Below are 20,742 nucleotides of genomic sequence, written 5' to 3'. Positions count from 1 at the left end.
TATCTTGTTATTAAAAGGGAAAATGACAATCTCTACTTGATATGAGGTACTCCAAACTGATGGACGAATTGGGGATAATTAATCCTTTAATAAAATTAATACCTCACCAATGGGTAAATCCCTAAATTGGTTCTGTATTTTTGCCTGTTGTAAATTATTGAATAATGAAAGGGCAGTTCAAGCAGCATATGGCAAAAGAAATCAGGGAAATAGGCAAAAAAAACAAAATCGAAAAGGAGCTTGTAATCAAGGTTTCAAAGATGAAACCAGTAATAAAGCCTACAAAGCCTCATCGACACGAAGGATACCATGAATTGATATTTTTAAATAAAGGCTCTGGCCACCATATTGTTGATGACAATAAACATGAAGTGCAACCTCCTGTAGGGTTTTACCTAAACCTAGGCCAGGTCCATTGCTGGGATTTTTCCAAAATCCCCGAAGGTTATGTGGTCATGTTTAAAGAGGAAGCACTCTCCAACTACCCTTCAGCTTTAGACAACCTTTTTCGGCTTCATGACAAATTCAATATCCCCAGACAAGCGTCTACCTTAATGGAGCATCTAGCCGTTTTCTATATGGATTATAAAGCAGATGAACCCTTAGAATTACTTTCTGCCCATCTAAACACTTTAATTTTAAAAACGGTACATCTCCCCTCTCATAAGGACCACATCCACCCAAATTTCATTAGTGAATTTAGTCGGTTAAAAAAATTACTCAATGAAAATTATTTAACGTTGAGAACTTCAGAGGAATATGCCAACCTAATGAACATTAGTAGCCGAAAACTCAATCAAATTTGTCAGGCTGCTGCTGGTTGTAATGCCATTGAAATCATAAAAGAACGCGTATTAATAGCTTCCAAAAACCAACTTACCCACACCAATTTTCCTGTAAATGAAGTGGCCTTTCAATTGAACTTTTCAGATGCTTCGAATTTTATCAAATTCTTTAAATCTCAAACAACTTTAACGCCTATGGAGTATCGTGCTAGGTTATTGTCCTAAAATCACCATTTTTGGTAAGAATATACCACGCAAATGACGGAATTACTCGCTTATTTTGCATTCTAAGCCATAAACATGATGAAAACAGCCCTACTACTCCTTTTAAATTTACTTTTATTTAACTGCCTTTTTGCGCAAACAGGCATTAACGGGATACTTAAAGATGCCAAAGAAAATACGCCTATTGAATATGGAAGCATAGGTCTTTTCTCTCCTGCTGACTCCAGTCTCATTAATGGTAGCGTCACCGCTCCTGATGGTGCTTTTCAATTAAAAGGCATTAAACCGGGAGATTATTATCTAAGTATACAATTTATGGGTTATAAGAATCTTGTCGTAACACCCGTAATTGTTAGTAGAGGAAAGCTCCTTAACTTAGGTACTTTGTATCTTTCCCCAGATGAGCAATTGCTAGAAATGGTGGAAGTTTCCGGTTCTCGGTTTACAGCCATGCACAAGGTAGACCGTCAGGTATTTGAATCCTCTGAATTTCTTTCCGGGAAAGGGGGGAATGCGATTGATCTTATAAGAAACCTTCCATCAGTAACCATTAATGCTGAAGGCGAACTTTCCGTAAGAGGGTCAACTGGTTTTGTTGTCATGTTAAATGGTAAACCTATTCAATCTGACCCTTCCATAATCCTCTCTCAATTGCCTGCCAACGCCATTAAAAACATTGAAGTGGTAACTGCTCCTTCCGCTAAGTATGACCCTGAAGGCAAGGCTGGAATAATCAATATAACTACAGAAAAAGGAGCTACAGACGGCACTTTTATACAATTAAACACCAGACTAGGCCTTCCAAGTATTCAAGATTATGACAATAAGGAAAAGTCGCAACGGTATGGAGCGGACTTCACAATCAACCACAAAAAAAATGAATGGGACTTGTCCTTTGGCGCAAGTTATTTGAGAAACGACATTAATGGCCGTAGGGAAGGCGAAGTCTATACTATAATTGATGACAAAACTACCTACTTTCCCTCAGACGGCGAGAGGGGATTTGACGAGGAGGCATATTCAGGAAGGTTTACCCTTGGATTTGTACCAGATGAAAAGAATAATTTCAGCTTGGGTTTTTACGGAGGAATAAGGAGCAAAGACAGAACCGCTGATATCATATACTATGACAATCATGCCGTGGTAAATGAAGAGAGGGTTTACACCATGAAGTATTACAATGAGAATCTTCGGATCAGAACAAGTGATTTTGCATTAGGTAGTTTTGATTATGTCCATACTTTTGATAATAAAGCCTCCCTATCTACCTCTTTTCTATATGAGTACACCATGCTGGGAGGACCTACTACAAACAGGAACCTAGGCTATCCAAACACTGAGCTAATTTATCAGGATGAATACAATACCAATGACAATCCCCTCCATGGTATCCGCTGGCAAACAGACTACAAAGCAAAACCTCGAAATTGGGGTACATTGGAGGCTGGCTACCAATTCAGAAGCCTGAGCCATCTGGGTGATTTTGTCTATGAAAGGAAAAATACCGAGGGTGAATTTGAACTGGTTCCAGAATTTTCTTCAAACGTAGATTTAAAAAGATTAATTCACTCGGCCTTTGGCCAGGTAAATGGAATTCAGGGTAAATGGAATTATACTGCCGGCTTGAGAATGGAATACATGGACAGGTCTCTGCACCTAAAAGACAAAGGAAATACAGTTGATAGCTCTTATAACTACGATTTTTTTAGACCCTATCCATCTGCCAATATTCAATACAGTGCAAATGAAAATTTAAATTTTAAAGCTGCTTATAGTAGAAGAGTAGAGCGAACCACTACCTTCAAAATGAATCCGTTTCCAGAAAGAGAGCATTCAGAAACACTGGAACAAGGAGATCCAACCTTATTGCCGGAATTCATAGACCTGTTAGAAGCCGGTGTGGTTAAGAATTTTGGTGAAAATAGCTTTTATACCACAGCCTACTATAGAAATGTGAAAAACTTAGTAAACAGGGTAAACACAATTTTTAACGACACCATCTTAAACCGAATTTATTCCAATGTTGGAACAGGAAGATCGCTTGGTTTAGAAGCGGGTCTTGAATTGAATCCTACAGCCAAATGGAAGGTATTTGCAGGCGGCAATTTATACCAATATCAAATTAATGGTCAATTTAATGAACGCCCTATTGATACTTCTGCATGGGTATATTCTGTAAATGCCAATACCAGCTACGCCTTTACTTCCACATTTAGTATGCAATGGTCCCTTAACTACCTTTCCAAAAGAATTACTGCACAGGGTGAAGATTCAAGGTTTTTATCCCCTAATCTAGTAGCAAAAAAATCTTTCTTTGGAGATCGCTTTAGCGCCACCCTTCAGTGGCTCAATATGGACATGGGATTGTTGCCTACAAATGAGCAAAGAATAACGACCTGGAGAGAGGGTGAATTTTACACAACGACCAATTATGTTTTGGAAGTGGACATGTTTATGTTAAACCTAAGCTACACCATAAACCCTGGAAGAAATAAATCACGTTTTGTCAAAAGTGAGTTTGGCGAAAAAGAATTCTAAAACCATCTGGTCTATGATCCTAAAGGATTTTATTCCTTTAGGATCTGGCCCAATAATTTCAACTCTTTCTCCAGCTTATCAGACCAGGGCAATCCATAATTCAAACGCAAACAGTTGTGAAACTGGCTCTGGAGGGTAAACATACGACCAGGTGCAATACTGATGCCTCTGGACAACACTTTATCAAATAATTTCCCTGTATCCCATTTTTTATCCAATTCTACCCATAGTACAAAACCTCCCTGTGGTCTGCTAATTTTAGTCCCCTCTGGAAAATAATCTGCAATTGTTCGTATAAAATGTAGCGAGTTGCTGTACAATGTTGCTCTAAGTTGTCTTAAATGTTTTTCATAATAGTCATTTTCCAGAAACAAACCGATGGCTTCCTGCGTAACCGTGGTACCCGAAATAGAATGAAACAGTTTAAGCTTTAATATAGATTTAATAAATTTTCCCGGTGCCATCCATCCTACCCTATAGCCTGGGGCCAGAGTTTTGGACACCGAACCACACCATAGAACGATACCTTCTTTGTCGAACGCTTTGCAGGGTTTTGGTCGGCTAGCACCAAAGTATACATCTCCATACAGGTCATCCTCTATTAAGGGGATATTGTGTTGGGTCAATAATTCAACCACGGATTTCTTATTCTCCTCCGGCATGCAGCTTCCAAGAGGGTTATTGAAATTACTTACGAGCAAGCAAATATCAATTTCGCCAATTAAGGCCTCCAAATCATGTGGTAAAACGCCAAACTCAGGATCCGTCGGAAGTTCTATTACTTTTAGCCCCATGTTTTTTGCCAATTGTAAAATACCAAAATACACAGGACTCTCCACTCCTATTCGGTCACCTGGTTTGGTTAGGGCCATAAACGCCAAAGAGATGGCATGCATGGCTCCTGAGGTGGTTACCAATTCATCCACACCAAGGTTTCCTCCCCAAGTAAAAGACCATTTGGAAACATTTTTTCGCAAACGGAGATTCCCTTGAATATCATCATATCCTGTACCTCCAGCACTAAGGGTTTTGGCAGCCGTCTGAAGGCATTTATTCAACCTGGCAACTGGAAAGAAGGATTCATCTGGTACACTTAAAGACATTTGTGTAATGTTCTTGTTGACAAAGTTTGAAAAAACTTTCCCTATCAAACCATCTTCCTTTCCTGGAGCACTGTTTATTCTAGGACTACTCGCCATAGGCATAGGAAGTCTTTGGTCTTCTTTTAGACAAACAAAAAATCCTACCTGAGGCCTGGAGACAATACAAGACCTGCTCTCCAATAGCAAATAGGCCTGAATTACTGTGTTTTTACTAACCCCATATTCTTTGCTTACCGTTCGTATAGAAGGCATTTTATCCCCTAATTTTAAGGTGCCTTTTGCAATAAGCTTTTCGAAGTTTTCAGCTAGTTTTTCAAATAGGGTCATTTACATAAATTTTATACTGTACCCTTCAAATTTAAATAAATTGTATCTGTAACCAATCAATGATTCTTCTTTAATTTGCAATTACAATCAAATGATTTTGTAAAATTAACAGGAGGCATCTTATTTAATAGGTCTGAAAATAAATAAATCCACTCTGATTCTTTAAAGGACGGTAATTTATTTTTTTGAACTATTATTAATATTGGTTGTTAAAAATTTACCATTAAGAAATATTGACGTCGGCAAATATTCATTGTAAAGCATGATTGTCAAGCAAATGCAGTTTTAATAGAATTACCCATGATGAACGAAACGATAACTGAAAGACCGGATTTTGATTTTGAAAATTTCACTTTCGGGGTACAGGCCACAGACCAAATGTTGGTGGCAAAGTATGAAAATGGCTCTTGGTCAGATTTTAAAATTGGTCCAGTCAAAAACATCTCTTTGTCTCCATTGGCCATGTGTTTGCATTATGGACAAACAGTGTTTGAAGGGTTAAAAGCATTTAAGACTGTGGATGGGAAAGCAAATATATTCAGGTTAGAAAGTCATTATAAAAGAATGAACCGATCACTTGAAAGGATGGCCATGCCTCCTTTACCTGAATCCTGCTTTATAGATGGGATTCGAGAGCTGGTAAGCAAAGAGAGTCAATGGGTAATAGATGATCCTGAGTATGCCCTTTATATTCGCCCATTTGCCATCGCTACTGAGAATAAACTTGGTGTGGATGCATCTCATGAATATTTGTTCATGGTTGTACTATCTCCGTTAAAGGCCTATTACAATCGGCCTTTAAGAGTACTAGTGGAAACTAACTATATCCGCTCGGCAAAAGGTGGTGCAGGAGCAGCTAAGAATGGTGGGAATTACGGTGCTTCACTCCTACCGCAGCAAATGGCCAAACAAGCCGGATTTGATCAGATCATATGGTTAGATGCCAATGAGAAAAAATACATTGAAGAATCTGGCACCATGAATATTATGTTTATCCTCAATGGTAAAACATTACTTACGCCAGCCTTAAGTGACAGTATCCTGGACGGTATAACCAGGGATTCTATTCTAAAACTTGCACCTGAATTGGATCTGGAAGTAGAAGAAAGGTCTATTTTAATCTCTGAGATTTTAGATAGGATTCTGGCAGGAGAACAAGTAGAGGCTTTTGGAGTTGGAACTGCTGCAGTTATTTCACCAATTAAGGAAATTTCCTATAAAGGCGAATTATTTGAAACCTATGTACAGGAAGATGCGGGAATGTACCGTATCAAAAACAAACTTTCTGAAATCAGAAAGGGAATTAGTCCCGACTTATTTGGTTGGTCTGACCTTGTCTAGTACTACCGGAATTATTTAAAAAAAAGCCTGAAACTTATTCTAACAGTTTCAGGCTTTTTAGTTTTAAGATTGTCCAATTATAGATCTTGTTGACATCATTTAGCAGCAATGGTGTTACAAATCAAAAATCTTTTTTTCGCATGGCTTTTTTCTCTGATCGTACCCGTTTCCCTTTTAAACGTCTCTCTTTGGCTGCTTTGCCTGGACGAGTAGCTATTCTTTTTTTCTTCTTTTTAAAGACCTTTTCCATCAAGTCATAAAATTTCTTGATGACGATTTTCTTGTTTTCAAGTTGAGACCGTGAAGTTTGAGCATCAATCTGGAGGATGCCCTCTTTGTCTAATTTTTGGCTACATTTTTCAAAAATTTTACTTTTTTCCTCATCAGACAAAAATTGAGAATTGGGCACATTAAAAAACAAAGTCACCCTTGAATTTACTTTGTTAACATTTTGACCACCAGGCCCACTGCTTCTAGAAGTAAGAAAGGTGAACTCAGTAGAAAAGGCTTCGTTTTTAATTTTCTCCAAAATCGTCATGATTAAACCAATTGAGGTGTTTCCTGACAATAATGAAGATTTATAGCGTAATAGTTCCCTATCCCTTCAGTACAATTAACATTTATGACATTACTTGTTTGAAAACAAAACTACACTTCCACTACCCATTCCTTTCGGAAATTGGCATTGAAAGTGCCGGTTAAACAATCCCTTTAAAATAGTTATCTATTAACAACAGCCTCCTCCAGGGGTGCAAGATTCACCTACTGGGGTACTTACCATTTTTAATTTTGGTTTTTTTTCTGGTATACCACAATTCTCTTTTGCCAAACAATCCGTTTGTTTCCCGGTAAGCAAAAATGCTTTTCCATCAAATGCTAAGCCAAATCTTTGAATGGTCTCTCCCTGATACTCAACCTCTATAGCTGCGTCTGTTAATCCCAAAACCTTCTCAGACAACTCAATGATATGCAGTAACTTCTCTGGATGTAAACGATGATTATAATCATCGGCTGCCCAAAGTTGAAAATTAATTACTTCTTCTTTTCGTTCTGTGCCACCACAATCAATAAAGTGCCGGGTTACTTTACCTACCTCTGTAACATGAAAATGTTCTGGCACTAAAGTGCCATCAGGCAATTGGAAACTAAGCTCTTTATGCTCTGTCAATAATGGTTTTATTTCTGATAATTTCATGGCCTTTTGTTTTAATTGAATTACTAAATCCCTTTATTAATAATTTTACTGCCAATAACTTTTTAACAATGTCTGGGTTTACCCCCTTGGCAACTTCTTACTTGAAGTATCTATCAATCGTTATATTGCAATATTACGATTAAATAATTTAAAGTAAAAGGAACTCTAATTTTTTTCTTGGTATTGGCTTCAAAAATTAATTGCTATTCTTCGATTAAATCGTAAATCAAAGTTGTATAAGGCCAGTAATAAGTGTTTAATGCAATATGTTTTTTGGAAAAAGGGAATGATTTTTCTTGAAAATTGTTTTATACTTCTACCCCATCCAAGGCTTCCAATGACAGAAAATAAAAGTAAGGTTAGTTTAAAAAGTGTTTTTAAAACCATTATCTGGCCAAGACGAAAACATATTTTTCTAGGTCTATTCTTAATTATCATCAGTAGGTTATCCGGACTGGTTTTGCCTTGGGCCAGCAAGTACCTTGTTGATGATGTTATTCCATCCAGTGATTTTGAATTGTTAAAATGGCTAATCATTGCAGTGGTCATTTCGGTTACAATACAATCAGTCACCTCTTTTGGTTTAACTCAGATATTGAGTGTAGAAGCCCAAAATCTTATTGCCAAATTAAGGGTGGAAGTTCAGGCCCATATTATAAGGCTACCTATTCGGTTTTTTGACAATGCCAAAACCGGAGAGTTGGTTTCTCGGGTAATGACGGATGTTGAAGGTGTTCGCAATTTAGTAGGTACAGGACTTGCACAGATGGTAGGGGGAATATTGACCTCTCTTATAAGTTTGGTGCTGTTAATTTACATCAGTCCCAAGATGACCTTATATGTGTTGGTTCCGGTGATAATTTTCGGCGTTATTTCCTTAAAAGCATTTAGTCGCATTAGGCCAATCTTCAGAGAAAGGGGCAAAATCAATGCAGATGTCACGGGTAGATTAACAGAAACATTGGGAGGCATTCGGGTAATAAAAGGATTTAATGCTGAAGACCAGGAAACTAAAACATTCGAATCAGGTGTAAACAGACTGTTTTTAAATGTTAAAAGTAGCTTAACTGCCACCAGTTTTGTCACTAGTGCAGCCACCTTTTTATTGGGCCTTGCCTCTGCGGGAATTATGGGTATTGGAGGTTATATGATCATGCAAGACCAGCTTACTTTTGGTGATTTCTTAGCATTTACGCTATTGTTAGGGTTTATGATTGCGCCTATTCTTCAAATGAGCAATATTGGCAGTCAATTAACAGAAGCTTTTGCAGGCCTGGACAGGACTCAAGAGCTGATGAACATTCCTTTAGAAGCGGACCCTACAACCAGAAATATTGTTTTGCCACAAATAAAGGGAAGGGTAGCATTCGAAAATGTTCATTTTGAATATGAGTCTGGTACAGAAATCATAAAGAGAGTTGATTTTGTGGCCGAGCCAGGAACGGTAACCGCTTTAGTGGGCAGTTCAGGTTCCGGAAAGACCACTATTTCAGGTCTGGTTGCTTCGTTTTTAAACCCCTCTAAAGGATTAGTAACCATAGACGGCCAAGACCTTAGTAAGGTAGACTTGAATTCATTTAGAAGGCAACTGGGCGTCGTATTACAAGATGATTTCCTTTTTGAAGGGACAATCAGAGAAAATATAATGTTCCCGCGACCTGATGCCTCTGAGGAGTTGCTTCAAGAAGCGGTGAAAGCTGCCTATGTTCATCAATTTACAGACCATTTCGAAAAGGGGCTTGAAACCGTTATTGGGGAACGTGGTGTGAAACTTTCAGGAGGACAAAGACAAAGGCTGGCCATTGCTCGAGCAATTTTAGCTGACCCACGAATACTCATTTTAGATGAAGCAACAAGTAACCTTGATGCAGAAAGTGAGCATTTTATTCAATCCAGTTTAAAAAGCTTAATGGAAGGTAGAACTACATTTGTGATCGCCCACAGGTTAAGTACCATAAGGCAGGCAGATCAGATACTTGTCATTGAAAAAGGGAAAATCGTAGAACGTGGACGACATGATGAATTGATTAACATCAATGGCAGGTACCATGATTTGTATAACTTCCAAGCTAGAATTTAATTGCAATTCAGCCGGCTAGCCTTGCAATCAGCGTATTTCAATATAACCTTTACCCGTTTCCTTTGGAAAAGTTGGTCATTGCCTTAATTTGAAATTTCTATTATTGAAGCGAAAACCTTTACTAACTGAGATTTTAAACCTATGCAGTTTATAAAAAAGTAGTGAGTTTGGCGGTATTGTTGTCTTTATTAGGCAACAATACTGACAAAATCCCACCCCCCATTTCAGCTTTGAAAGGTAATTTTTCGCTTGTCCCAGAATATTGGGCTTAAGAATTGGCCATTAAGGCCTCTGCTGCCAATCTACCTGAAGTCATGGCTGCATTTATAGAACCATTTAATAGCTGATCACCTGCCAAGAAAACATTGTCAAATAATTTCACATGTTGTAGGGGAGCAGTATTCTTTACATCGGTAAGTATTGGCAATGCTTTTTCTATGGAATAGGTTTTGATGTGTTCAAAATAATTGGCATCAATTCCTGTGAGTGCTGCCAATTCCTCTGCCACAAGCGTTTCGAGATTTTCCACTCCTTTGACATCTTTAATAATCGATACAGACAACAGTGCCCTTCCATCACTGCCATATTTCTTACTAACATCTGTTAAAAACACCAGGTTGTTAATCATGAATTTATCAGCTGGCACCAATGCAATCATAGGCTTGGCTATAAAAGATTGTTGCAAGGTGAAATACAGATTGGTAACATTGTGGTAATGAAAATTCTCCTGCCCAATGATTTTTCCTGGAGCAGTTGCAATGATAATTTGATCTGCAGTCAAGGTATTCCCTGAATCCAGGTGAATGATATTGTTTTCAACCAAAGAAACCTTGGTATTGAACCTTACTTGGGTATGCTCAAGTTGTGCGAAGAGTTGTTGTGTAATTTGTCCCATACCTTTTTCAGGAATAGCTGCATGACCTTCGCCAAACATTTTAATAACAAATTCAAACATTCTTGAAGAGGTCGAAAGTTTATCTTCTAGAAAAATTCCGCTAAAAAACGGTTTGAAAAAGTTGTGAATTATCCGCTTCGAAAAACCAAAATCCTCTAGGTATGCTAAAGTGGAACTTTGAGGGCTTGTAAAAATAGCCTCAATACTTTTTTCCTTTAACCTTTTAGTCAAAGCATACATTTTGTATTTATCCCATAGTGTTCCTACATTGGAAAAAACCATGGAAAAAACCTTCAGTGGATTCCTTATGGGATCATGAATAGCATATGATTCTCCACCTGATTCCAAAATTACGGCACCAGCTTTAAATTTTTTCAAATTCAAACTATCCAAGTCAAGGTACCTGCTTAATTCTGGGTAGGAAGTAAGCAAGACCTGAAACCCATGATCGAGTAAATAACCGTACGCTTCATCCGTTTTCACCCTTCCTCCAATGCTATCAGATGCTTCAAGAATTACGGGAAAATAACCGGCTTTTTCAAGTTCAATTGCCGCCACTAAGCCGGAAATTCCAGCCCCAATAATGTATACACTTTTTTCAGCTGTTAGCATTGGTTTGGTTTAAATTATCTGCTATTATTCAAGACCACCCTTAATATTTTTACGTTCACGAAACTTCCCTTTATCAGAAGAGGACTCTGTTTTAGGCTTGGCTTCTGGCTTTGCACTAACTCGCTCGCTTGCACTTTTTTTATCAACAGGTCTTGACTGTTTTTTATAAGGTTTTGCTTGTCTCTTGTTACCTGGCGAATTTCTATTCCCCCCAGGTCTATTTCCTCCAGAAGATTTACCAGAATGACTCTTTTTCAAATCAGGACCAGTACCTATTTCCTCTGGATTAGGCAATACCTCAATTTCCATGCCGATAAGGTTTTCAATATTTTTATATTTATACCTGTCTTTTTCATTGACAAATGTTACAGCCTTACCTTTCTTTTCAGCTCTGGCAGTACGTCCTACTCTGTGCACATAATCCTCAGGATCATTAGGCGTATCGAAGTTAATAACCATTTCAATGTCCTCCACATCAATCCCTCTAGAGAGTATATCTGTAGCCACCAGTATCTTTAGTGATTTGTTTTTAAAAGAGGACATAATTAGCTCCCTCTCATTTTGATCTAAATCAGCATGAAAAGCCTCAACCTTGAAATTTTTCTTTAACGCTTTAAACAAAGATTTCACTTTGTCTTTGGTTGAACAGAAAATAATGACCGCTTGAAAGTCCTGTGATTTAAGGATATGATTGACCAGTGCCTCTTTTTGCCCATCATAAACATGATAAACGTATTGACTTACACCTTTTGCTGTTTTACCCAAAGCAATTGATATTTGCTCAGGATCTTGCAAAATCTGCTGAGAAAACTTTCTAATTTTAGGAGGCATTGTTGCAGAAAACAACAAGGTTTGGCGTTTTTTAGGAAGGTAATTTACTATCGTCAAAATATCTTCTGAAAATCCCATGTCCAACATCCTGTCAGCTTCATCCAATATTAAATTATCCAGGAAATCAAAATTCACTTTTCCACCCGCAAGTAGGGCAATTAACCTTCCAGGAGTAGCTACGACAATGTCAGCACCCATCTCCAGAGCTTTTCTTTGTTGTTCCCATACTTTACCATCTCCTCCCCCATATATGGGAATGGAACTAATGCCTAGAAAATAGGCCAATCCCTGAATTTGCTGGTCTATTTGGATCGCCAGTTCTCTTGTCGGTGCGATAATTAAAACTTTAACGCCTTTTCTATCGCCCTTGCTTATTTCGTTAAGTACAGGCAGGATAAAGGCCGCAGTTTTACCTGTTCCTGTCTGAGCAGTGGCTATTAAGTCCTTTCCCCCTAAAATTATTGGTATTGCTTGCTCTTGTATGGGGGTTGCTTTTTCAAAACCCATTGCGTCCAAACCTTCCTGAAGTTCGGGAACAAAATTAAATTCACTAAAAATCAATTTTTCTCTAGTTTAAGTGTACAAATATGCCCAGCCAATTAACAACAATTGCATCGGAAGTCTTATCAGCAACAACCACTTTGGAATTCCTAAATGCTTTCTTTGATACATGTAAAGATTGGCTGGAAATACGGCAATTAACAATAGGATGATTCCATAGGCAGCTAAAGTACGGGTTGGTTCAAATATCAAACCAAATCCCAATCCCACTTCCAAACTCCCTACTAATTTGTTTACCAATTTGGGTTCGGGAATAAAAGGCGGAATAATACTTATAAACATAGCAGGCTTCACAAAATGCATGATGCCCGTCGTCATATAAAAAATTGCCATTGCATAAAGAAATGCTTCATCCATAAAAATCAATTGCAGTAATTTCTTTATTCTTTAAAATTAGGACTTCAAACTTGCATATCAAAAATTTTGATAATAATAGGGTAAATAAATTCCTTTTAAGGGAAAACTAATTGATTTTTTCGTCTATTAACAAAATAATAAAGCGAAAAATTCAATTAATCACAGTAGTCCTAGTAACTCCATCTATAAAGAAACCAAATACATTATACAAAATGTTACGCTTTGTTGATTCTATAATATTAGGACTAAACTTATAGAAATGATAATAATCAACCACCCCATCTATTAAAGAAATTCGGTCTCAAATGTTAAACTTCTGCTGCCTGTACATGCATCCAATCATAATTTTTCCTTCTGCCCAGGCTTACCCAACCTTCTTCTTCCCAGCACCTCCACCAGTCGTTGTAAACCGGATGAACAAAGGCTGCCTGGTTTCTCCCCCAAGTCAATTGATTTCTGGCAGGGTCAAAATCCAAGGCAATTCCCCAGGAATGGGTAGACCATTGGGTCCCTCCACGCATACGTCTGTTGTTAAAACATCCTCCAAATCTATTCAGCGCCAATCGGTCTATTTCATTTTCACCATAAATGTTTTTTACATTTTCCAAAACCCGCAGTAAACTGTCCGCTACTTTGGTATGACAGGTAATTTTCCTGGCTCTGTACCTCATGTCCCAAGCAATTTTCATTTCATAGGGTACAGGAATGGTGACCAGGTTTTTTGCCCTAAGTCCATAAAACTCATGAAATGCTGCTGTATTTTGTTTTGGCCAGCGATTCATTGGGGTGATTTCTTCAGGTCGCCACGGGTCTCTTACTTTTCCAAATTTTTGTAAATACTCCAGTTCTTCAAATGCATATTGGGTTTGGGGACCCCACATACCATCTATTGCTCCTGAGTTAAATCCTTTTTCCCTGGCCCCTATTTGAATCATGGTAGTAATCTTTCTCACATGCGGTAGATTCGGGCTTATCCCAGGAACCTGAATTAATCCTGCAAGTGTGGCGGGACCAAACACGCCATCTATTGCACCATTGTACAATCCTTTTTCTGACAAAAGTTTTTGTACTACTTTTATTTTTTCTTTCATTATGAAAGTTTTTTAGGTTACAGTAATTTTAAAGTACCCCTATTCAATGAAGCTTTCCACCCTTTTAGGACTCCTATTCAATGCATTGAGGCAACAAATCCAATTGAATCGTTTTTCTGTCAGCTATGTTTAAGTGGGTTATTGAAAATGTTACCCCCTTTTAATATTAACCAAATTAGGTTTTTCAATGTATAAAAAAAACTTATTATCTATTGAATAACATTTAATTAACCATTTAATTAATTTGTATAAAAAAACGATAAAAAATTTATTACCAATTACTAAGCCTCTATGTTCAAAAATTACAGTCTTAAACATTAAATGAGGCCGACAGAAAGGAAGCCATTTTTTGGATTTGTTTATCCTGATTACAAGAAACCTTGCATTGGACCAGCAGATATGAATCCCATTTGTTGACAAAGAATTGCCGATTGGAGTTTAATTTTTCTGTTCTGACTAAGCCAATCCATGAGTAAGGAAAAGGAACGCAGTAAGGAGAAAATCATCCCGAGTGTGGAACCAAATGAATGCGGAACATTTGGTTCCATTTCAGTTTTTATAGGAAAGCCATCAATATTTTCTGTGGATCTTTTTACCCTCCGGTTCAATAAAAAAACCAAAGCAGTCCTGCATAATATACCCAACCTTGGGTATTGAATCCACTGTTTCTAAACAGTAAATTGTACAATAATTCCTTATTCCCACATCGCCTGTGAGTGACGAGGCGAAGCTGTGCATAATTTAATTAAAATAAGGTAACGAACAATTCCGATGAATAATAACATCCAGCCTTTGGTTTCTTGTATCATGCCAACCTACAACCGGAGGAAGTTTATTCCTTTTGCCATCCAATACTTTTTGCGGCAAAACTATGCGAACAAGGAGCTGATAATTGTTGACGATGGAACCGATCCAATTGAAGACTTAATACCGGATGAGGTAAGTCTCCGTTACTATAAATTAGACAAAAAGATCAGTTTGGGAGAAAAGCTTAATCTTGCTTGTGAATATTCAAAAGGAGACGTAATTGCGCATTGGGATGATGATGATTGGTACGGTCCCCAACGGTTAAGTTACCAAATCCACGCTTTACTAAATGAACAGGTGGATGTATGTGGAATTAACCAGTTACTATATTTTAATTTATCAACCAAACACGCTTACCAATACAAATATCCCTCCGATCAAAGGGCATGGCTGCTGGGAAGTTCACTGTGCTACACAAAAGCATTGTGGAATACCAATCCTTTTGCACCTATAAATGTGGGAATGGATGCTTTATTTGTCTGGAGTATTTCCGCTAATCGCGTTAAGTCGCTAAAAGATTCCGGGATTGCTGTTCACATGATACATGAGGACAATGCGAGTCCAAAAAAAACCAACGGAAGTTGGTGGTATGATTACCCGGTGGAAGAAATCCAAAAACTGATGCAAAGTGATTGGAATACTTATAGCAACGGAGCATTTACCACTACGGAGGTAATGGTTAAAAGCCATGAGCTTATTAAAACCAATTTCACGGAATCAAAAAAGCCCCTCAGAAACTTTTATGCTTGTTTGGTCCATGAAGATGAGGACTGTATAATTGACTTGGTACGTAACCTACATTACCATGATCCCAACTCTTCTATATTATTATACAATGGAGGTGAAAACACCGAATTGTTTTCAAAAATTTTTCCCTATGAAAACTTTGGTGCCAGGATCCATCCAGATCCGGTCCGAGTACAACATGGGTACCTCCACCCATTTGCCATAAGGTGTATGGAATATGCGTTGGACAATTATTCATTTGACACCTTAACCATAGTTGATTCGGACCAACTGGCATTAAGATCGGGATACAGTTCTTTTATCGGAGATTACTTAAAGGACAAGCCAAATGTAGGCCTGCTCTCCAACAGGCCTCAAAAAGTAATGCCAAGTGATACCAAAGTATGGCCAGCAATTCAGGCCTTTAAGGAGTATGATTTATGGAAACCGCTATTAAAGCAATTTCAGGATGGCGATGAAAGTTTTGTTCATTGGAGTTTTTGGCCTTCCTCAGTATTCACACGGGAAGCTATTAAAGACCTGACCGACCTTTTTAAGAAAAACAAGGAGTTGCAGGAAATCATGCAGCAAACGAAAATATGGGCTACGGAGGAAATTGTCTTGCCTACGCTTGTCAAACTTTTAGGCTACGAAATTGCACAAAATCCCTGTTCCCATGATTTTGTTCGCTATCGGAAATCTTATACCCTGCAGGAAGTTGCTGTTGCCCAAAAAATGCCCAATGCTTTTTGGATACATCCCATAGAACGAAAATATGATAACGGCCTACGAAATTTTGCAAGAGAAAAATCCTACCATTACAAAAACACTAACGTAGAAAGGAAAGTCCCCGCTTCTGATGAATTGTTTATGAACAGTAATCTATTAACAAGCATCAAAGGGATTGAAGGCTGGCTTGCAGACAAGGAAGCTGAATTGTTAATTTCAGCTATGCTTAAAGCCTGTACTTCCTTAAACAGACCCCATCGTATTGTAGAAATTGGTAGTTTTCAGGGGAAATCCACCGTGGTTTTAGGAAGTGTTGCCAAAGCCTATTTCCCTGACGCAAGCGTTTTCGCCATAGATCCCCATGAAGGTAGGGTAGGTGCCAGTGATCAGGGAATACAACAAGTCTCTCCTACACTCGAAAAATTCAAGCAAAACATTGAAAATGCTGGGTTAGATGAGGTGGTGGTTCTGATGAAAGATTATTCTTTTAACATTCAATGGAAGGATCCCATTACTTTTTTATTTATTGATGGGCTTCATGATTATCCCAATGTAGCACGGGATTTTTGGAAATTCTCCTCTTTTGTAGTTCCTGGGGGATACATTGCCTTTCATGATTATGCTCCTTACTACCCAGGTGTCCAGGCATTCGTGGATGAAATTCTCGCAGAAGGACACTATATAAAAATTCATTTGGCAGAAAGTTTAATGGTTGTACAGAAAGTTGCTTAAACCATTCAATTGGCAATTGTATAAATTTTTGATTTGATATGCTTTAATAAAAATTCCAATGATTTTTCCAGCCCTTGATATAATACGAATTGAGATGACCAATGCCGGAATAGCAGCCGAAATGGGCAACATTGGCGAGATATTGTCCGAAACCACAAACGGTGGGGATGAAAATATTTTCATGTCTCTAATCAATGTAGAAGAAAACCGTATCTCCAGAGACCCAAACAATTATGTCAGAAACGGAACTGATATAATAATGAAAAATCCGGCGGTAAATTTATATTTGACCGTTCTTTTCACCTCTGTAAGACCCGTGGGAGGATATGGGCTAGCCTTGCAAAGTCTTCAACAAGTAATACAGTTTTTCCAGCGAAAATACGTTTTTAACCATTCCAATACTCCAAATCTTGAGCCAGGCATTGAAAAATTGGTCCTCGAAATGGTCAATCTAAATCTGGAACAGCTGCAACAAGTGTGGTCGGTATTGGGAGGCAAATATCATCCTTCCGTTGTCTATAAAATGCGGATGGTCACCATCGACAGCGTATCTGACCAAACAGGAGCTATGATACAGGAAATTGAGATCCAGCATCGAAAAATCTAATCCCTATCTAAAAGCGTGGATACAATCAACACTTTATATGCAAATTTATTTTCCGTAAGGTTTTTACATGCTGGATATGGAACGCCTGCCTCCAACACTTTATCAAAATCAATCAAAGTGATTCCAGACCAAAACACCAAGAACTTGTTCAGAAATTATGACATTTCTTATAAAATCTTTAATGACCTGCTTGTTTGCTTTATTCGAAGCAGACTTTTTGCTCCTCCGGCAACGGATTTAAAAGTGCCTTTCACTTCTTTTTTGGGGGAGGTTAGAATTCGACTCCTCCTATATATCTCGAATGACTTTAGGGACAAGACTACTGTTGCCTCTGCCGGAAAAAACCAGGTTTATCACTTCTCAAATCGAATAGACAATGTAATTGGTCCTGATTCTTATGTCTCCAGGCCCATGGATGGATATGATGCTTCTAGTGATTACAGTGCAGGAACGATTGTTCAGGAAGGGGCGCAGCTGTTCCAGACGATTCAGCCGGTATTGGGAAGTGCCAATATTCCCCTCAATGATCCTGCCTACTGGGAGGAAATTCTACCGGTCGAGCAACTGGTAAATAATGCTGATTTAATAGATCCAGATTTACTTGAACTAGAAGAAGTCTGTTTTGCCGTAATCGATATTTTCAATAGTGGAACTACCAACAATGTATACAATCTTTTTGTACTCGGTCCGGATAATCAATTAAGAAGTCCGGTATATAATTTAAGATTTAAAAGTAAAATCTGAAAAATTTTAATGACTTAAACAGGAAAAAATGTCACAAATAAATGAAGGTGCAATAAGAACCCCAGGGGTTTATACCACCGAAATTCCAACACTTCCGCCTTCCGTTGCCCAGGTTTCTTCTGCGATTCCTGCATTTATCGGGTACACCCAATTGGCACAGGATGAAGTAGGTGCCTCCCTCAATATGGTACCCACCAAAATCTTTTCCCTAAAAGATTATGAGTTGTACTTTGGATTTGCCGAAAATGAAATAGGGATTTCGGTTGATATCAATATCAACTCTACAACAGGAACCACTATTGGAAGTGCAGCGATTTCCAATCCGTCGGCGCATAATATGTATTACAGCCTCCGCATATATTTTGACAATGGAGGGGGACCCTGCTATATTATTTCCATAGGTAATACTCCTTCATCCCTTAATCCCGATGATTATATAAGTGGTTTAAATGTTTTGTCAGCATCAGATGAACCCACTATCATCGTTTTTCCCGAAGGACAGTCTTTAGCGGAAGCCGCCTATTACAATACGGTTATCAGTCAGGCCATTGAACAATGCAGGGTATTACAGGACAGGTTTACCTTGGTGGATATACATCATTCATTACCTGTTTCTATTGGTTCACCGCTTGAACCCTCACCAGTTAATACCACGGGGACAATTGACAATTTCAGACTTCAATTTCTCAGAAACAATGACCTCAATTATGCAGCTGCATATTATCCAAATCTAAAAACTACTCTTGACTATGCTTATCAACCATCCGATGTGGATGTAAATGTAAGCACTGACGGGGGGGCTCCATCCACCGCTACATTGGATACTTTTCAATCAACCGGTACATCAATATACAATTTAGCCTTAGACAGAATAAGGGCTCAATTAAGCCCCACTCTTCCACCCTCCCCTGCCATTGCGGGAATATATGCTAAAGTAGATGGTTCAAGAGGGGTTTGGAAAGCACCTGCCAATGTTTCCATTAACTCTATTTTCGGGGTTACGGATTTTATCACAGATGCAGAACAGGATACCATGAATATTGATCCAGACACCGGCAAATCCGTCAATGCCATACGTCCCTTTACAGGCAAAGGAATATTGGTCTGGGGCGCACGCACCCTGGAGGGGAACAGTAACGAATGGAGATATATTTCTGTTCGCCGATTATTTATCATGGTAGAAGAATCAGCAAAGAAGGCGACTTTCCCATTCGTTTTTGAGCCCAATGATGCAAAAACATGGATAAAAGTCAGGGCCATGCTGGAAAATTATTTGACACTACTTTGGCGTCAGGGAGCTTTGGCTGGAGCAAAACCTGAACATGCATTTTTTGTAAGATGCGGACTTGGCCAGACCATGACAGCGCAGGATATTTTGGAAGGAAAACTGATAGTAGAAATTGGTATGGCTGCTGTAAGACCAGCAGAATTCATTATCCTGAGATTTTCCCACAAATTACAAGAATCCTGATAAATCTTATTAATCATTAATATCTAAAATCTAAATATTATGGCAGAATATCCTCTTCCCAAATTTCACTACCTGGTTGAATGGGGTGGTGCAAGAGTCGGTTTTACAGAAGTAACAGGACTTGACATTACCTCTGAAGTTATAGAGTATCGTGACGGGGCCAGTCCTGAATATTCAACCGTTAAAATGCCCGGCCAACGTAAGTTTTCTAATGTGACCTTAAAACGGGGAACATTCGGTAATGACAATCAATTTTATGAATGGTTCAATACTGTCAGTTTAAATACCATTGAAAGAAGGGATCTCATCATTTCTTTGTTGAATGAAAACCACGAACCGGTAGTTGTATGGAAAATTAAAAATGCCTGGCCTACCAAGATTACTCCAACAGATTTAAAATCAGAAGGAAATGAAGTGGCCATGGAAAGTGTAGAATTGGTCCACGAAGGGCTAACCATTCAAAACGGAAGTTAATATGGATCTCAATTATCCTCAAGTTGGATTCCATTTTTTGGTGGTCTTTGAGTTGTTCCCACAGTTGCCCAATGATTTCAGGTTTCAGGAAGTTTCTGGGCTTACTGTCAGTATGGAAATGGAGGCTGTCAAGGAAGGAGGAGAAAACCGTTTTGTTCACCAGTTACCCGGACGTTCCAGTTACAATGAGTTGGTTTTAAAAAGGGGCAAATTCTTGGGTTCTGGAATTTTACACTGGTGCAAAAATGCCATTGAAAATTTTGAATTCAAACCTACCAACATCATGATTTCCTTATTGAATGATGATCATTTGCCCCTATACAACTGGTATGTAATTAATGCCATCCCTAAAAAAATTGAAATATCGGGATTTAATGCCCAGAGCAGCGAGGTGGTCATTGAAACACTGACTTTAAGCTACCAATATTTCAAATATTATGATCCTGCCAGTGCCGCAATGGATTTGGCCGGATCGCTTACTGGTGCAGCCAATATCAATGTAGGATTTTAA

At 38.4% G+C, this 20,742-nt stretch carries 17 protein-coding genes; 10 read left to right on the top strand and 7 right to left on the bottom strand.

Annotated elements, in window-relative coordinates:
* The first annotated feature begins 164 nt into the window (after positions 1–164).
* Together AC0L7T_RS12310 and AC0L7T_RS12305 are read left to right on the top strand one after the other, a co-directional pair.
* Positions 165–1,010: a helix-turn-helix domain-containing protein gene (locus tag AC0L7T_RS12310; protein ID WP_473342937.1), complete on the top strand. Its 846-nt coding sequence runs from the start codon at positions 165–167 to the stop codon at positions 1,008–1,010.
* A gap of 75 nt (positions 1,011–1,085) precedes the next feature.
* Positions 1,086–3,548: a TonB-dependent receptor gene (locus tag AC0L7T_RS12305; RefSeq protein ID WP_473342936.1), complete on the top strand. Its 2,463-nt coding sequence runs from the start codon at positions 1,086–1,088 to the stop codon at positions 3,546–3,548.
* Between the two features lie 29 nt (positions 3,549–3,577).
* On the opposite strand, the gene AC0L7T_RS12300 is transcribed toward AC0L7T_RS12305, so the two are convergent.
* Positions 3,578–4,978, bottom strand: a complete 1,401-nt coding sequence (locus tag AC0L7T_RS12300; protein WP_473342935.1) for an aminotransferase-like domain-containing protein — start codon at positions 4,976–4,978, stop codon at positions 3,578–3,580.
* Between the two features lie 300 nt (positions 4,979–5,278).
* Between AC0L7T_RS12300 and AC0L7T_RS12295 the strand changes: the two genes are divergently transcribed.
* Complete coding sequence (locus AC0L7T_RS12295) at positions 5,279–6,319, top strand: branched-chain amino acid aminotransferase (RefSeq protein ID WP_473342934.1); 1,041 nt, start codon at positions 5,279–5,281, stop codon at positions 6,317–6,319.
* A 121-nt stretch (positions 6,320–6,440) separates the two neighbouring features.
* Here the strand turns inward: AC0L7T_RS12295 and arfB are convergent, their stop codons facing one another.
* Both arfB and AC0L7T_RS12285 read right to left on the bottom strand, forming a co-directional pair.
* Positions 6,441–6,857 (bottom strand): alternative ribosome rescue aminoacyl-tRNA hydrolase ArfB, encoded by a 417-nt coding sequence (arfB, locus tag AC0L7T_RS12290; RefSeq protein WP_473342933.1) that lies wholly within the window; start codon positions 6,855–6,857, stop codon positions 6,441–6,443.
* A 189-nt stretch (positions 6,858–7,046) separates the two neighbouring features.
* A complete protein-coding gene (locus tag AC0L7T_RS12285; RefSeq protein WP_473342932.1) occupies positions 7,047–7,514 on the bottom strand; it encodes a DUF6428 family protein in 468 nt (155 codons plus the stop codon).
* 337 nt (positions 7,515–7,851) lie between these two features.
* Here AC0L7T_RS12285 and AC0L7T_RS12280 point away from each other — a divergent pair, with 337 nt between their 5' ends.
* Positions 7,852–9,594 (top strand): ABC transporter ATP-binding protein, encoded by a 1,743-nt coding sequence (locus tag AC0L7T_RS12280; protein WP_473342931.1) that lies wholly within the window; start codon positions 7,852–7,854, stop codon positions 9,592–9,594.
* A 268-nt stretch (positions 9,595–9,862) separates the two neighbouring features.
* On the opposite strand, the gene AC0L7T_RS12275 is transcribed toward AC0L7T_RS12280, so the two are convergent.
* The 4 genes from AC0L7T_RS12275 to AC0L7T_RS12260 form a co-directional block, all read right to left on the bottom strand.
* Positions 9,863–11,101 carry a protoporphyrinogen/coproporphyrinogen oxidase gene (locus tag AC0L7T_RS12275; RefSeq protein ID WP_473342930.1) on the bottom strand — a complete coding sequence of 413 codons (1,239 nt, stop codon included), beginning with the start codon at positions 11,099–11,101 and terminating at the stop codon, positions 9,863–9,865.
* 24 nt (positions 11,102–11,125) lie between these two features.
* A complete protein-coding gene (locus AC0L7T_RS12270) occupies positions 11,126–12,493 on the bottom strand; it encodes a DEAD/DEAH box helicase (protein WP_473342929.1) in 1,368 nt (455 codons plus the stop codon).
* Between the two features lie 12 nt (positions 12,494–12,505).
* Positions 12,506–12,850: a DoxX family protein gene (locus AC0L7T_RS12265; protein WP_473342928.1), complete on the bottom strand. Its 345-nt coding sequence runs from the start codon at positions 12,848–12,850 to the stop codon at positions 12,506–12,508.
* 308 nt (positions 12,851–13,158) lie between these two features.
* Positions 13,159–13,941, bottom strand: coding sequence for a M15 family metallopeptidase (locus AC0L7T_RS12260; RefSeq protein WP_473342927.1), 783 nt, complete (start codon positions 13,939–13,941; stop codon positions 13,159–13,161).
* A gap of 771 nt (positions 13,942–14,712) precedes the next feature.
* On the opposite strand from AC0L7T_RS12260, the gene AC0L7T_RS12255 reads away from it, so the two are divergent.
* The 6 genes from AC0L7T_RS12255 to AC0L7T_RS12230 are packed head-to-tail and all read left to right on the top strand — an operon-like array spanning position 14,713 to position 20,742.
* A complete protein-coding gene (locus tag AC0L7T_RS12255; RefSeq protein WP_473342926.1) occupies positions 14,713–16,935 on the top strand; it encodes a glycosyltransferase in 2,223 nt (740 codons plus the stop codon).
* 58 nt (positions 16,936–16,993) lie between these two features.
* Positions 16,994–17,542 carry a Pvc16 family protein gene (locus AC0L7T_RS12250; protein WP_473342925.1) on the top strand — a complete coding sequence of 183 codons (549 nt, stop codon included), beginning with the start codon at positions 16,994–16,996 and terminating at the stop codon, positions 17,540–17,542.
* A gap of 15 nt (positions 17,543–17,557) precedes the next feature.
* The gene (locus AC0L7T_RS12245) at positions 17,558–18,286 is read left to right on the top strand and encodes a hypothetical protein (protein WP_473342924.1); all 729 of its coding nucleotides are present in this window, start codon (positions 17,558–17,560) and stop codon (positions 18,284–18,286) included.
* Between the two features lie 28 nt (positions 18,287–18,314).
* Positions 18,315–19,757, top strand: coding sequence for a phage tail sheath family protein (locus AC0L7T_RS12240; RefSeq protein WP_473342923.1), 1,443 nt, complete (start codon positions 18,315–18,317; stop codon positions 19,755–19,757).
* Between the two features lie 39 nt (positions 19,758–19,796).
* Positions 19,797–20,231, top strand: coding sequence for a phage tail protein (locus AC0L7T_RS12235; RefSeq protein WP_473342922.1), 435 nt, complete (start codon positions 19,797–19,799; stop codon positions 20,229–20,231).
* Position 20,232: 1 nt separating this feature from the next.
* Positions 20,233–20,742 (top strand): phage tail protein, encoded by a 510-nt coding sequence (locus AC0L7T_RS12230; RefSeq protein ID WP_473342921.1) that lies wholly within the window; start codon positions 20,233–20,235, stop codon positions 20,740–20,742.

The organism is Cyclobacterium sp. 10D3-21 (assembly GCF_055809755.1).
Note: the sequence above shows the minus strand (reverse complement) of the source record. Positions and strands in the feature narration are given on the sequence as shown.

Coding starts and splice junctions, on each gene's coding strand:
- AC0L7T_RS12285 (WP_473342932.1), bottom strand. CDS start 7,514: ATGAAATTATCAGAAATAAAACCATTATTGACAGAGCATAAAGAGCTT.
- AC0L7T_RS12310 (WP_473342937.1), top strand. CDS start 165: ATGAAAGGGCAGTTCAAGCAGCATATGGCAAAAGAAATCAGGGAAATA.
- AC0L7T_RS12240 (WP_473342923.1), top strand. CDS start 18,315: ATGTCACAAATAAATGAAGGTGCAATAAGAACCCCAGGGGTTTATACC.
- AC0L7T_RS12235 (WP_473342922.1), top strand. CDS start 19,797: ATGGCAGAATATCCTCTTCCCAAATTTCACTACCTGGTTGAATGGGGT.
- arfB (WP_473342933.1), bottom strand. CDS start 6,857: ATGACGATTTTGGAGAAAATTAAAAACGAAGCCTTTTCTACTGAGTTC.
- AC0L7T_RS12280 (WP_473342931.1), top strand. CDS start 7,852: ATGACAGAAAATAAAAGTAAGGTTAGTTTAAAAAGTGTTTTTAAAACC.
- AC0L7T_RS12255 (WP_473342926.1), top strand. CDS start 14,713: ATGAATAATAACATCCAGCCTTTGGTTTCTTGTATCATGCCAACCTAC.
- AC0L7T_RS12300 (WP_473342935.1), bottom strand. CDS start 4,978: ATGACCCTATTTGAAAAACTAGCTGAAAACTTCGAAAAGCTTATTGCA.
- AC0L7T_RS12265 (WP_473342928.1), bottom strand. CDS start 12,850: ATGGATGAAGCATTTCTTTATGCAATGGCAATTTTTTATATGACGACG.
- AC0L7T_RS12260 (WP_473342927.1), bottom strand. CDS start 13,941: ATGAAAGAAAAAATAAAAGTAGTACAAAAACTTTTGTCAGAAAAAGGA.
- AC0L7T_RS12230 (WP_473342921.1), top strand. CDS start 20,233: ATGGATCTCAATTATCCTCAAGTTGGATTCCATTTTTTGGTGGTCTTT.
- AC0L7T_RS12305 (WP_473342936.1), top strand. CDS start 1,086: ATGATGAAAACAGCCCTACTACTCCTTTTAAATTTACTTTTATTTAAC.
- AC0L7T_RS12295 (WP_473342934.1), top strand. CDS start 5,279: ATGATGAACGAAACGATAACTGAAAGACCGGATTTTGATTTTGAAAAT.
- AC0L7T_RS12275 (WP_473342930.1), bottom strand. CDS start 11,101: ATGCTAACAGCTGAAAAAAGTGTATACATTATTGGGGCTGGAATTTCC.
- AC0L7T_RS12250 (WP_473342925.1), top strand. CDS start 16,994: ATGATTTTTCCAGCCCTTGATATAATACGAATTGAGATGACCAATGCC.